This is a genomic window from Streptomyces longhuiensis (genome assembly GCF_020616555.1).
Lineage (GTDB): Bacteria > Actinomycetota > Actinomycetes > Streptomycetales > Streptomycetaceae > Streptomyces > Streptomyces longhuiensis.
Map to the genome: position 1 here is coordinate 5,097,570 of NZ_CP085173.1, position 13,335 is coordinate 5,110,904.

General features: G+C 71.7%; 8 protein-coding genes. 4 read left to right on the forward strand and 4 right to left on the reverse strand.

Going from position 1 to position 13,335, the window contains the following annotated elements; genetic code table 11:
* Positions 1-54 precede the first annotated feature (54 nt).
* The 3 genes from LGI35_RS23635 to LGI35_RS23645 all read right to left on the reverse strand — a co-directional run bounded on the left by LGI35_RS23635 (position 55) and on the right by LGI35_RS23645 (position 6,368).
* Positions 55-3,012 carry an AfsR/SARP family transcriptional regulator gene (locus LGI35_RS23635; RefSeq protein ID WP_227296210.1) on the reverse strand — a complete coding sequence of 986 codons (2,958 nt, stop codon included), beginning with the start codon at positions 3,010-3,012 and terminating at the stop codon, positions 55-57.
* A 91-nt stretch (positions 3,013-3,103) separates the two neighbouring features.
* Positions 3,104-4,399 (reverse strand): M18 family aminopeptidase, encoded by a 1,296-nt coding sequence (locus tag LGI35_RS23640; RefSeq protein WP_227296212.1) that lies wholly within the window; start codon positions 4,397-4,399, stop codon positions 3,104-3,106.
* Positions 4,400-4,541: 142 nt separating this feature from the next.
* Positions 4,542-6,368: an acyl-CoA dehydrogenase gene (locus LGI35_RS23645; RefSeq protein WP_227296214.1), complete on the reverse strand. Its 1,827-nt coding sequence runs from the start codon at positions 6,366-6,368 to the stop codon at positions 4,542-4,544.
* A 174-nt stretch (positions 6,369-6,542) separates the two neighbouring features.
* On the opposite strand from LGI35_RS23645, the gene LGI35_RS23650 reads away from it, so the two are divergent.
* The 3 genes from LGI35_RS23650 to LGI35_RS23660 all read left to right on the forward strand — a co-directional run bounded on the left by LGI35_RS23650 (position 6,543) and on the right by LGI35_RS23660 (position 9,275).
* The gene (locus tag LGI35_RS23650; RefSeq protein ID WP_100596474.1) at positions 6,543-7,010 is read left to right on the forward strand and encodes an SseB family protein; all 468 of its coding nucleotides are present in this window, start codon (positions 6,543-6,545) and stop codon (positions 7,008-7,010) included.
* 119 nt (positions 7,011-7,129) lie between these two features.
* Positions 7,130-8,092 (forward strand): pirin family protein, encoded by a 963-nt coding sequence (locus tag LGI35_RS23655; RefSeq protein WP_116511972.1) that lies wholly within the window; start codon positions 7,130-7,132, stop codon positions 8,090-8,092.
* Between the two features lie 76 nt (positions 8,093-8,168).
* Complete coding sequence (locus LGI35_RS23660; RefSeq protein ID WP_227296216.1) at positions 8,169-9,275, forward strand: AI-2E family transporter; 1,107 nt, start codon at positions 8,169-8,171, stop codon at positions 9,273-9,275.
* Here the strand turns inward: LGI35_RS23660 and LGI35_RS23665 are convergent.
* On the reverse strand, positions 9,206-11,416 hold the full coding sequence (locus LGI35_RS23665; RefSeq protein ID WP_227296218.1) for a SpoIIE family protein phosphatase: 2,211 nt from the start codon (positions 11,414-11,416) through the stop codon (positions 9,206-9,208). The two genes, LGI35_RS23660 and LGI35_RS23665, sit on opposite strands and share 70 nt — an antisense overlap.
* A 132-nt stretch (positions 11,417-11,548) precedes the next feature.
* On the opposite strand from LGI35_RS23665, the gene aspS reads away from it, so the two are divergent.
* The gene (gene aspS, locus LGI35_RS23670) at positions 11,549-13,318 is read left to right on the forward strand and encodes an aspartate--tRNA ligase (protein WP_227296220.1); all 1,770 of its coding nucleotides are present in this window, start codon (positions 11,549-11,551) and stop codon (positions 13,316-13,318) included.
* Positions 13,319-13,335 lie beyond the last annotated feature (17 nt).

The following is a 13,335-nucleotide window of genomic DNA, read 5'->3' on the forward strand; positions in this document are numbered from 1 at the left end:
TCTCGGTGCTGACTTCAGCTTCGGGGGTGCCTCTCTCGATCGGCTTGCGTGCCGCTAACGATCCGCTGGCAACCCGTCCAGGGCCTTCCGCGCGGCCGCCACGCCGTCCTCGAACCCGGCCGACTCGGCTGTCCGCAGGGCCTGTCCGAGCAGGTCGGCGGCGTCGTCGGGGCGTCCGAGGGCGGACAGCGCCTCGCCGCAGGCGGTCTGCAGCAGCACCCGCCGGGCGGCCTCGTCGGACGAGGTCATGTCGAGGGCCCGTACGGCGTGCGAGAGGGCCGCTTCATGGGCGCCCGTGTCGAGGCAGTGCCGGGCCAGATGGTGCAGCGCGAGCGCCTCCGTCGGCGGGTGCTGGGCCTGCACGGCGAGGGTGACGGCGCGGGACAGGAGGAGCCCGGCGCGGTCGTGCGCGCCGGTGCCGTTGAGCGCGACGGCGAGGTTGACGCAGGCGATGGCCTCGCTGGTGACGTCGCCGGCGCGGGCCGCGAGTCCGGGGGCCTGTTCGAGGTGGACGAGGGCCTCGTCGTCCCTGCCTTCCTCGTGGAGGATCCAGCCGAGCAGGGCGCGGGCCCGCGACTGCGCGTCCGGGTCGTCCTCGTGCTCCGCCGAGGCGAGGCACTGTTCGAGCAGCGGGACCCAGCCGTCGCCGACGCGCAGCAGGATCACGGGCCACAGGAGGAGGGCGATCCGCCAGGCCCGGTCGTGCAGTTGGGCGCCGGCGGCCGCGGCGACGGCGCCTTCCAGGCCGGACCGCTCGGCCTCGAACCAGTCGAGTGCGGCGGCGCGGTCGGGGAACTCCCGCACGGCGACGGCGGGCCGGATGTCCGCGGGCAGGGCGCAGCAGGGGCGGCTCTCGGGGTGGGCGGCGGCGGCCGCGGCGAGGGCGGTGCGCAGGTAGTGGTCGAGGAGGCGTCCGAGCGGTTCGGCGGCGGGCTCGGGTGTGAGGGTGCGCGCGTAGAGGCGTACGAGGTCGTGGGGTGTGCGGCGGCCTCCGGCCGATTCGGCGACCAGGTGGGCGGCGGCGAGCCGGCCGAGCGCGGTGTCGGCCTCGTCGGGGGTGGTGCCGGTGAGCGCGGCGGCCGTGAAGCGGTCGAGGTCGGATCCGGTGTGCAGTCCGATGAGTCCGAAGAGTTCGGCGGCGGGTGCGGGCAGGTGCCGGACGGTGAGCCGCAGCGCGGCCGATACGCCGGTGTCCTCGATGTCGAGCAGGCTCAGCCGGCGCTGTTCGTCGGCGAGTTCACCGGCCATCGCGGCCAGGGTGCCGTCGGGGCGCTCGGCGAGGCGGGCCGCGGTGACGCGCAGGGCGAGCGGCAGTCCGTCGCACAGGCCCGCGAGGCGTTCGACGGCGGCGGGTTCGGCGGACACGCGCTCGTCGCCGAGTACGGCGGCGAGGAGTCCGGCCGCGTCGCCGGGCGGCAGGGGGTTCAGGGGCACGGGGGTCGCGGCGTCGGAGGCGACGAGGCCGCCGAGCCGGTCGCGGCTGGTGATGAGGGTGGCGCAGTGGTCGCCGCCGGGGAGCAGGGGGCGGACCTGGGCGGAGGTGCGGGCGTTGTCGAGGACGACGAGGAGGCGGCGGCGTGCGGCGAGGGAGCGGTAGAGGGCGCCCATCGCGGCGGTGGTCTCGGGGATCCGCCGGGCCGGGACGCCGAGCGCGAGGAGGAACTCCCGCAGCACGGTGGGTGTTTCGGGGGCGGGGGTGTCGCTGAAGCCGCGCAGGTCGGCGAAGAGGACGCCGTCGGGGAACCGGTCGTGGCGCGCGTGACGGCGGTGGGCCCAGTGCACGGCCAGCGCGGTCTTGCCGACGCCGGCGGGCCCGGCCAGCAGACAGACGGGCGCGTCGTCGCCGGACAGCACCTGGTCGAGGGCGCCGAGCTCGGCCCCCCGCCCGGAGAAGCCACGCGGGAGGCGGGGCAGCAGGTTGGGCGTGGGCGTGGGGGGCTCGGCGGGGGTGTGTACGGGGGTGGGGGCGGCGGGGTGTTCGGGGTAGGGGTCGACGGCGGGTCGGGATCCGGTGTCGTTCCGGGGTTCTGGCCCGGACGCGCTGTCGGGGGAGCCCTGGATCCCCGTACCGGTGTCGGGCGGCGTGGCGGCTTCCAGGGACGCGGACCCGGACGGGGACAGAGGCAGGGACGGTGACGGGTCGGGTCCGGTGCCGTCGGCCGGCTCGCCGGACGCGGGCCGCGACGGCGGGACGGTTTCCACGGGACCGGCCGACGGCTTCGCCCGCGCCCGCGGCAGTGACGCGAACGCGGCCTGGGGCGGCGCCTGCGCCGACGGCGTCCCCAGGATGGTCCGGTACGCCGCCGCGAGGACCGGCCCGGGATCGACGCCGAGTTCGTCGGCGAGGAGCCGCCGCGTGCGGTGGTAGTGGTCGAGGGCATCGGACTGCCGCCCGGAGCGGCCGAGCGCGAGGACGAGCGCGGCGGCGAGCGACTCGCGCAGGGGGTGGGCCACCGACTCGGGGCGCAGGACGGCAGCCGCCCGCGCGTGCTCGCCGAGCTGCCCGTACGCCTCCGAGAGCCCTTCCACGGAGGCTATGCGCAGCTCTTCGAGGGCGAGCGCGGCGGCTTCCAGGGGCGCGCTGCGCACGGTGCCGGTGAGTGCGGGTCCCTGCCACAGGGAGAGGGCCTCGCGGAGCATCTGGACGGTGTCGGCGGGGCGGTGCTGGAGCCGGGCGAGGGCGACCAGTTCCTCGAACCGGTGGGCGTCGAGGAGGGTCTCCGAGAGCTGGAGCGCGTAGGCGGAGCCCTGGGTGGTCAGCCGGATGCCGTACATCTCGGCGTCGTGCGCGGTGAGCAGGGCCCGCAGGCGTGAGACGTGGCTCTGCAGGACGGCCTTGGCGTGGAGGGGCGGTTCGTCCTCCCACAGGGCGGCGATCAGCTGCTCGACGCGGACGACGCTGTTGGGCCGCAGCAGCAGCATGGCGAGGAGGCCTGAGCGTTTGGCGGGGCCCAGCGGCAGTTCACCGGTCTCCGTCACGACCGCGACGGTGCCGAGAATCCTGAACTCCACGCCCGGTGTCCTCCCTCGGCCCCCCGCACGGCAAAGGTCGAGTTTACCGCCGGGGGGTCTGCGGGCTGCGGGGCACCGCCTGTCGGGGAGGTCAGCCCTCCAGGAAGGCGACGAGCGCGTTCGCGAGGAGGAACGGGTCGTCGGAGGCGCACAGTTCGCGGCAGCTGTGCATGGAGAGGATCGCGACGCCGATGTCGACGGTCTTGATGCCGTGGCGGGCCGCCGTGATCGGGCCGATCGTGGTGCCGCAGGGCATGGAGTTGTTGGAGACGAACGACTGGAAGGGCACGCCGGCCTTCTCGCACGCGGCGGCGAACACGGCGCGGCCCGAACCGTCGGTGGCGTAGCGGTTGTTGACGTTGACCTTGAGGATGGGGCCGCCGCCGGCGCGGGGGTGGTGGGTGGGGTCGTGGCGCTCGGCGTAGTTGGGGTGCACGGCGTGACCGGTGTCGGACGACAGGCACACCGTCCCGGCGAAGGCGCGGGCCTTGTCCTCGTACGAGCCTCCGCGCGCGAACACCGAACGCTCCAGGACGCCGCCGAGCAGCGGGCCGTCGGCGCCGGTGTCGGACTGCGACCCGTTCTCCTCGTGGTCGAAGGCGGCGAGGACCGGGATGCAGGGGAGGTCGTCCGAGGCGGACACGGCGGCGAGGGCGGCCGTTCCCGCGTGCACGGACAGGAGGTTGTCCATGCGGGGTCCTGCGACGAGCTCCTTGTCGCGGCCGAGGTAGGCGGGCGCCTCGATGGGGTGCGTCATCAGGTCCCACCCGGTGACGTCGCCCTCGGCGAGGCCGTACTCCTCCTCCAGGAACCGGATCAGGTCGCCCTCGTGGACGTCGTCGCCGAGGCCCCAGATGGGCTGCATGTGCTTCTGCTTGTCGAGCTTGAGGCCGTCGGTGTGGACGGAGCGGTCCATGTGGATGGCGAGCTGCGGCACGCGCATCAGCGCCCGGTCGATGTTCACGAGCCGGGTCGAGCCGTCCCGCAGGGTGAGCCGGCCCGCGAGTCCGAGGTCCCGGTCGAGCCAGGAGTTGAGGAGCGGTCCGCCGTAGATCTCGACGGCGACCTGCCGCCAGCCCTGCGAGCCCATGTCGGGCAGCGGCTTGACGCGCAGGTTCGGCGAGTCGGTGTGCGCGCCGACGATGCGGAAGGGGGTGTGCGGCGCGGCGCCCTCGGGGACGAACCACGCCACGATCGCGCCGCCGCGCGTCACGTACTTGCCGCCCGTCGTCCCGTCCCACGCGTCGGTCTCGGCGACCTGGCGGAATCCGGCCTTCTCCAGGCGCGAGGCGGCGTTCGCCACGGCGTGGTACGGCGAGGGGCTGGCCGCGAGGAAGGACATGAGGTCGTCGGTGTGACCGCGGTCGAAGCGGGAGGGGTTGCTCATGCGGGCCAGCCTAACGAGCCTTCGGCCCGGCGCGCGGGGGGTCCGCGCGGGTGCGGCCGGGGGTTCGGCCGATCCCGATACGACGGCGCCGCCACCCGGATGTGTCCGGGTGGCGGCGCCGGTGACCACGGGCGGGCCGGGACTAGAACGCGGCCTCGTCCAGCTCCATCAGGTCGAGGTCGACCTTCTCGGAGAGGCGGCGCTCCAGGCCGACGCCCGGCAGGACGTTCGCGGCGAAGAACTTCGCGGCGGCGATCTTGCCCTGGTAGAAGGCCTGGTCCTTGGCGGAGGCGGTCTCCAGCTTCTCGGCGGCGACGGCCGCGCCGCGCAGCAGCAGGAAGCCGACGACCACGTCGCCGGAGGCGAGCAGCAGGCGGGTGGTGTTGAGGCCCACCTTGTAGATGTTCTTGGTGTCCTGCTCGGTGGCCGCGAGGTCGGTCAGCATGACGCCGACGATGGCCTCCAGCTCGACGGCCGCCTTGGCGAGCGCCTCGCGGGCCGGGGCGAGTTCCTCGCCGCCCGTGCCGACCGCGAGGAACTTCTTGATCTCCTCGGCGAGGCCGTTGAGCGCGGCGCCCTGGTTGCGGACGATCTTCCGGAAGAAGAAGTCCTGGCCCTGGATCGCGGTGGTGCCCTCGTAGAGGGTGTCGATCTTGGCGTCGCGGATGTACTGCTCGATCGGGTACTCCTGGAGGTAACCCGAGCCGCCGAACGTCTGGAGCGACTGCGCCAGCTGCTCGTAGGCCTTCTCCGAGCCGTAGCCCTTCACGATCGGCAGGAGGAGGTCGTTGAGGGCGTTGAGCTGCGACGCGTCCTCGCCCGCGGCCTCCTTGACCGCGATGTCGTCCTGGACGGCGGCGGTGTGCAGCACGAGCGCGCGCATGCCCTCCGCGTACGCCTTCTGCGTCATGAGCGAGCGGCGCACGTCCGGGTGGTGCGTGATGGTGACCTTGGGGGCGGTCTTGTCCATGAACTGGGCCAGGTCGGGGCCCTGGACACGCTCCTTGGCGTACTCCAGCGCGTTCAGGTAACCCGTCGACAGCGTGGAGATCGCCTTCGTGCCGACCATCATGCGGGCGAACTCGATGATGCGGAACATCTGGCGGATGCCGTCGTGCTTGTCGCCGATGAGCCAGCCCTTGGCCGGGTGCTGGTCGCCGAACGTCATCTCGCAGGTGTTGGACGCCTTGAGGCCCATCTTGTGCTCGACGTTCGTCGCGTAGACGCCGTTGCGCTCGCCCAGCTCGCCGGTCTCCCAGTCGAAGTGGAACTTCGGGACCAGGAAGAGGGAGAGGCCCTTGGTGCCGGGGCCGTGGCCCTCGGGGCGCGCGAGCACGTAGTGGAGGATGTTCTCCGACATGTCGTGCTCACCGGACGTGATGAAGCGCTTCACGCCCTCGATGTGCCAGGAGCCGTCCTCCTGCTGGACGGCCTTGGTGCGGCCGGCGCCCACGTCCGAGCCGGCGTCCGGCTCGGTCAGGACCATCGTCGAGCCCCACTGCTTCTCGACGGCGATCTCGGCGACCTTCTTCTGCGCCTCGTTGCCCTCCTCGAAGAGGATGCCGGCGAAGGCCGGGCCGGAGGAGTACATCCAGACCGCCGGGTTCGAGCCGAGCAGCAGCTCCGCGTAGGCCCAGATCAGGGAGCGCGGGGAGGTGGTGCCGCCGATCTCCTCGGGCAGGCCCAGGCGCCAGTACTCGGAGTCCATGAAGGCCTGGTACGACTTCTTGAAACTGGCCGGTACCGGAGCGGTGTTGGTCTCCGGGTCGAAGACCGGCGGGTTGCGGTCGGCGTCCGTGAAGGACTCGGCCAGCTCGTTCTCGGCGAGGCGGGCGACCTCGTCGAGGATGCTCTTGGCGGTGTCGACGTCCATCTCCGCGAACGGGCCGCTGCCGTACAGCTTGTCGCGCCCGAGCACCTCGAAGAGGTTGAACTCGATGTCGCGGAGATTCGACTTGTAGTGCCCCATGGCGACGGCTCCGTTTGGCTGGAAGCGGGATCTTCGTAAACACGCACTACTCGCAAGTAGCAAGTGCCTACGATGATGCTACCCGTCGGTAATAACGCGCAACCCCTGATCCGCCAATGTGAGCAGGGTCTAACGGCGCCCGCGCTCCGGCCGCCGCTCGGTAGTCTGGCCCCCATGTACGGCTACGACCAGACCGCGGGACCCGGGCAGCAGTACGCGCCGCCGCAGCAGGGCATGCAGGGCGGGTACGGCCAGCAGGCTCCGCCGCTGTATCCGGAGCCGTCGCCTCCGTCGCTGGCGGACGCGGTCCGCGCCTTCACCACGGGCTCGATGTCCGCCGAGGACTTCCAGCAGATCTTCGCCACGTCGAAGGTCTACTGCCCGCGCGGCGACAACCCCGGCTTCCTCGCGCTGCACAACACCCAGCAGCCGGTCATCCCCATGTTCACCTCGCTCAAGGAGCTGCGCAGGTACGCGGGCAAGGAGTCCAAGTACTTCGTGATCACCGGCGCCGAGGTGATCGACCTGCTCCCGACCGGGTACGGCTTCGTCCTCGACATGGAGGGTGAGCACCGGATGGTCTTCGACGCCAAGGCGGTCGAGCAGATGGTCGACTTCGCGATGCGCCGTATGTACGGCTAGCGGTCGCCGCGCACATAGGCACCCGAGACGCCCGGAGGGAATTCCCTCCGGGCGTTCCGCGTTCCAGGTGGCAGAAAGTTCTACGTTCAACTAAACTCGGAGCACAAGGAGGTCCCGACATGCCTGCAGTGACCGTCGAAAACCCGCTGACCCTGCCCCGTGTGGCCGCGTCCGCCGACGCCGTGGCCCGCCCCGTGCTGGCCGTGACGACCGCGCCCAGCGGATTCGAGGGCGAGGGATTCCCGGTGCGCCGAGCGTTCGCCGGGATCAACTACAAGTACCTCGACCCGTTCATCATGATGGACCAGATGGGTGAGGTGGAGTACGCGCCCGGAGAGCCCAAGGGCACGCCCTGGCACCCGCACCGCGGCTTCGAGACCGTCACCTACATCATCGACGGCACCTTCGTTCACCAGGACTCCAACGGCGGTGGCGGCACCATCACCAACGGCGACACCCAGTGGATGACGGCCGGCTCGGGCCTCCTGCACATCGAGGCGCCGCCGGAGGCGCTGGTCATGTCCGGCGGGCTCTTCCACGGCCTCCAGCTGTGGGTGAACCTCCCGGCCGCCGACAAGATGAAGGACCCCCGCTACCAGGACATCCGCGGTGGCCAGGTCAAGCTCCTCACCACCGCCGACGGCGGCGCCCTGCTGCGCGTCATCGCGGGTGAGCTCGACGGTCACGACGGCCCCGGCATCACGCACACGCCGATCACGATGGTCCACGCGACCGTCCGCCCCGGCGCCGAGCTGACGCTGCCGTGGCGCGAGGAGTTCAACGGCCTCGCGTACGTCCTCGCCGGCCGCGGCACCGTCGGCACCGACCGCAGGCCGGTCCACATGGGCCAGACCGCCGTCTTCGGCGCGGGCTCCTCGCTGACCGTCCGCGCGGACGAGACGCAGGACTCCAACACCCCGGACCTCGAGGTCGTCCTCCTGGGAGGCCGCCCGATCCGGGAGCCGATGGCGCACTACGGTCCGTTCGTCATGAACACCCGCGACGAACTCCAGCAGGCGTTCGAGGACTTCCAGGCGGGCCGGCTCGGGGTCATCCCGGGAGAGCGGATCCCGCACACGTAAGCGGTATCTGATTGCCCGTCACTCGCGTGGCCCCGTCCGGAAGGTCGGGGCCACGCGCGCGTGATGCCCTGTGGGGGTGCACACAGGTACAGGTAAGCCGCTTCTTCCCGAACCAGCCCGCCGCACCGCCGCCTGGTGCGCCCTGGCGCTGCTCGTCACCGGGGTGGCGGCCGTCGGTGTCTGGCTGTGCATCGTCTTCAAGACGGCCGTCACGCCCCTGCTGCTCGCCCTGCTCGGCACGGCCCTGCTCGGGCCGGTGCACGGCTGGCTGATCCGCAGGAAGGTCAACCGGGCGCTCGCCGCCGCCCTCACCTGCGTCGCCCTCGTCGCCGTCGTCGGCGGCGCCGGCTACATCGTCGTCAAGACCCTCATCGACACCGGCGACCAGATCGTCGACTCGGTCCGGGAGGCCGGCACCTGGATCAAGAGCCACTTCGGGATCACCGTGGCCGACGACCTCGGGTCCGCCGCCGGCAGCCTCCAGAAGCTGCTGTCCAAGTGGGGCGCCAGTGCCGCGAGCGGAGTGATCGCCGGGCTCTCCGTCCTCGGCTCGCTCCTCACGACCAGCGTTCTCGCCCTCCTGCTCACGTTCTTCTTCCTCAAGGACTCCGACCGCGCCGCGGGCCTCGCGCACAGTCTCGCGCCCGGCCGCGCCGGGGAGACCCTGGAGGCAATGGGGCGGCGTGCCTTCCAGGCCGTCGAGGGCTTCATGCGCGGGACCACGCTGATCGCGCTCATCGATTCGGTGTGCATCACCGTCGGTCTGCTCATCCTGCGGGTGCCCGGCGCGGTCGGGCTCGGCTCCCTGGTCTTCGTCACCGCGTACATCCCCTACCTCGGGGCGACGATCTCCGGCGCGGTGGCCGTCCTGGTGGCACTCGCCGACCGGGGCTGGGTGACCGCCCTGTGGGCGCTCGGCGTCATCCTGGCCGTGCAGCAGCTGGAGGGCCACATCCTTCAGCCGATGATCCAGTCCCGCACCGTGCAGATGCATCCCGCGATGGTGATGCTGGCGATCACGGCGGGCGCCTCCGTCGCGGGCATCCTCGGCATGCTGCTCGCGGTGCCGTTGACGGCGGCCGCCTTCGGGGTGATCGGGGAGATGCGCAAGCGCTACTCCGCAGGCGAGGGGCCGTCGGCGCCGTCGGGGGTTTCACGTGAAACGTCGGCCGAAGACTCGTAGAGCTCGAACCAGATGCTCTTGCCCTCGCCCCTCGGGTCCACGCCCCAGCGGTCGGCGAGCAGCTCCATCAGGACGAGGCCGCGCCCGGACGACGCGAGCTCGCCCGGGTGGCGCTTGTGCGGCAGGTCGTCACTGGCGTCGGCGACCTCGACGCGCAGCCGCCGCGCGGGCTCGTGGGCGACCTCGGCGACCAGGAGGGCGTCACCGTCCGTGTGGACGAGGACGTTCGTGAGCATCTCCGAGATCATCAGGACCGCCGAGTCGACCTGGTCCTCGTCGGTCCAGTCGTGCAGCAGCTCGCGCAGTTGATGGCGGGCGGCGGCGACCCGCTCCGGCTCGGCCTGGGCGACGGTCATCGCGGTGCGGCGCGCGGGCGCCGGCGCCTCGGGCAGGACCGTCCTGGCGAGGAGCAGCACCGCTATGTCGTCCTCGCGCCGGTCGACGAGCGGGCCCGTCGTGTAGTGCGAGAAGGGGCCGTGCACGGCCCGCACGAGTGCGTCCGCCAGGTCCTCCAGCCGGTCGGGGTCGGTGGAGCGCTCCCCGTGCCCGCCGTGCTCCTCGAGGATGCCGCGGATGCGGGCCCAGCCGGTGTCGAGGTCGTGGCCGCCCGTCTCGATGAGGCCGTCGGTGCAGATCAGCAGGGTGTCGCCGGGTTCAAGGGCGAGCCGGGTCGTGGGGTAGTCGGCGTCGGGGTCGACGCCGAGGGGCAGCCCGCCCGCGGTGGGCCGCACCAGGACCGTCCCGTCGGTCATGCGTATCGCGGGGTCGGGGTGGCCCGCGCGGGCGATCTCCAGGATTCCCGTCTTCGGGTCGGCCTCCACGTACAGGCAGGTCGCGAAGCGCGGGTCGCCCGCCTCCGAGCCCTTCTCGATGTCCTTGCCGGGGCCACCCGTGGAGCCGTACGTGATGGAGTCGGTGACCCCGTACAGGAAGCGGGAGGCGCGGGAGAGGACGGCGTCCGGGCGGTGCCCCTCGGCCGCGTACGCACGCAGCGCGATCCGCAGCTGTCCCATCAGGCCTGCGGCCCGCACGTCGTGCCCCTGCACATCGCCGATGACGAGCGCGATGCGCCCGGTGGGCAGCGGGATCATGTCGTACCAGTCGCCGCCGACCTGGAGGCCGCCGCCGGTCGGCACGTAGCGGGCGGCGACGCTCATCCCGGGGATCTCGGGGCCGAGCGTGGGCAGCATCGAGCGCTGGAGTCCGTCCGTCAGCTCCCGTTCCGACTCGGTGATCCCGGCGCGCGACAGGGCCTGCGCCAGCATGCGCGCCACCGTCGTCAGGACGGAGCGCTCGTCGGGTGTGAAGGACACCGGGTAGGCGAACCCGGCCATCCAGGCGCCGATGGTGCGGCCGGCCACGATGAGCGGCAGGAACGCCCAGGACTGCCGCTGGAAGCGCTGGGCCAGCGGCCAGGCGGCCGGGTAGCGCAGGCGGTACTGCTCGGCCGACGACAGATAGACGGCGCGGCCGGTGCGCACCACCTCGGCGGCCGGATAGTTGGTGTCCAGGGGCATGTCCGTGAAAGGCGCCTCCTCGCCCGGCTCCTGCCCGTGGTGTCCGATGACCGTGAGCCGGTCGCCGCCGACGCCGAAGACGGCGAGACCGTCCGGCGAGAACCCCGGCATGGAGAGCCCGGCCGCGACCCGCAGGACCTCCTCGGTGGACCCCGCCTCGGCGAGCGCCCGCCCGGCGTCCAGCAGGAACGCCTCGCGGGAGCGCCGCCAGTCGCCGGTCACGGGGGTGCGCGCCGCGGCCCCCGGGGCGGGCTCGCTGACCTCCTGGAGTGTGCCGATCAGCTCGTACGCGTGCGAGTCGCCGTGCAGGACCGGCTTGGAGCGGCTGCGTACGGTCCTGATGACCACGCCCTGATCGTCCATGATCCGCAGCCGGGCCTCGGCGAGGGTGCCCTCGGCGACGGCGAGCTGGACCACGCCGTAGATCTCGTTCCAGTCGACGGGGTGGAAACGGGAGCGTACGGCGGCCTCCGTCAGCGTCACCCGGGATGCGGGCAGGCCGAGCAGCCGGGCCGCCTCCGCGTCGAAGGTGACCAGCCCGGCCCGGTTGTCCCACCGCCACACACCGGTGTCGACGGCGGCGAGAACGTCCCCCACGGGCGGCAGGGGGTCACCAGTGCGCATGGCCCCACTCTAAGAAGAGGTGATCGTGGACGGCCACCGAGACTATTCGCAGAGCGATCTTGAGGCGGCCGGTACCCTGGGGTTTCGGGCATGCCCGGCCAATCCCCAATCGCAAAGACTGGATGAACGACGATGCATCGGTACAGGTCCCACACCTGCGGCGAGCTCCGCGCCTCTGACGTCGGATCCGACGTCCGGCTGAGCGGCTGGCTGCACAATCGGCGCGACCTGGGCGGCATCCTCTTCATCGATCTGCGGGACCACTACGGGATCACGCAGCTCGTCGCCCGCCCCGGCACCGCGGCCGCCGAGGTCCTCGACCGGCTGACCAAGGAGACGGTCGTCCGCGTCGACGGCAAGGTCGTCTCGCGCGGCGCCGACAACGTCAACTCCGAGCTGCCCACGGGCGAGATCGAGATCGAGGCCGCCGAGGTCGAGGTGCTCGGCGCGGCCCAGCAGATCCCGTTCACGATCAACGCGGACGACGGGGTGAACGAGGAGCGGCGCCTGGAGTACCGCTTCCTCGACCTGCGTCGCGAGCGCATGCACCGCAACATCATGCTGCGCTCGTCCGTCATCGCCTCCATCCGCTCCAAGATGGTGGCCCTCGGGTTCAACGAGATGGCGACGCCGATCCTCAGCGCGACCTCCCCGGAGGGCGCCCGCGACTTCGTCGTCCCCTCGCGCCTCAACCCGGGCAAGTTCTACGCGCTGCCGCAGGCCCCGCAGCAGTTCAAGCAGCTGCTGATGATCTCGGGCTTCGACCGCTACTTCCAGATCGCGCCCTGCTTCCGTGACGAGGACGCCCGCGCGGACCGCTCGCCGGGCGAGTTCTACCAGCTCGACGTGGAGATGTCCTTCGTCGAGCAGGAGGACGTCTTCCAGCCGATCGAGAAGCTGATGACCGAGCTCTTCGAGGAGTTCGGCGGCGGCCGCCACGTCACGTCCCCGTTCCCGCGGATCCCGTTCCGCGAGTCGATGCTCAAGTACGGCTCGGACAAGCCGGACCTGCGCGCCCAGCTCGAACTGGTCGACATCTCGGACGTGTTCGAGGGCTCCGAGTTCAAGGCGTTCGCCGGGAAGCACGTGCGCGGGCTGCCCGTCCCGGACACCGCGTCGCAGTCCCGCAAGTTCTTCGACGGCCTCGGTGACTACGCGGTCGAGCAGGGCGCGAAGGGCCTCGCCTGGGTCCGCGTCGCCGAGGACGGGTCGCTCACGGGCCCGATCGCGAAGTTCCTCACGGACGAGAACGTCAAGGTCCTCACCGAGCGCCTCGGCCTGAAGGCCGGCCACGCCGTGTTCTTCGGCGCGGGCGAGTTCGACGAGGTCTCCAAGATCATGGGCGCCGTCCGTGTCGAGGCCGCCAAGCGCGCCGGACACTTCGAGGAGGGCGTCTTCCGCTTCTGCTGGATCGTCGACTTCCCGATGTACGAGAAGGACGAGGACACCGGGAAGATCGACTTCTCGCACAACCCGTTCTCCATGCCGCAGGGTGGCCTCGAGGCCTTGGAGACCAAGGACCCGCTGGACATCCTGGGCTGGCAGTACGACATCGTCTGCAACGGCGTGGAGCTGTCCTCCGGCGCGATCCGGAACCACGAGCCCGAGATCATGCTCAAGGCCTTCGAGATCGCGGGCTACGACCGTGACACCGTCGAGGAGCAGTTCGCGGGCATGCTCCGCGCGTTCCGCTTCGGCGCCCCGCCGCACGGCGGGATCGCCCCCGGTGTCGACCGCATCGTCATGCTCCTCGCCGACGAGCCGAACATCCGCGAGACCATCGCGTTCCCGCTCAACGGCAACGCGCAGGACCTGATGATGGGCGCGCCCACGGAGCTCGACGAGACGCGCCTGCGCGAGCTGAACATCCAGCTGCGCAAGCCGGTGGGCGAGAAGAAGTAGCACCCGCCAGTCGTCCG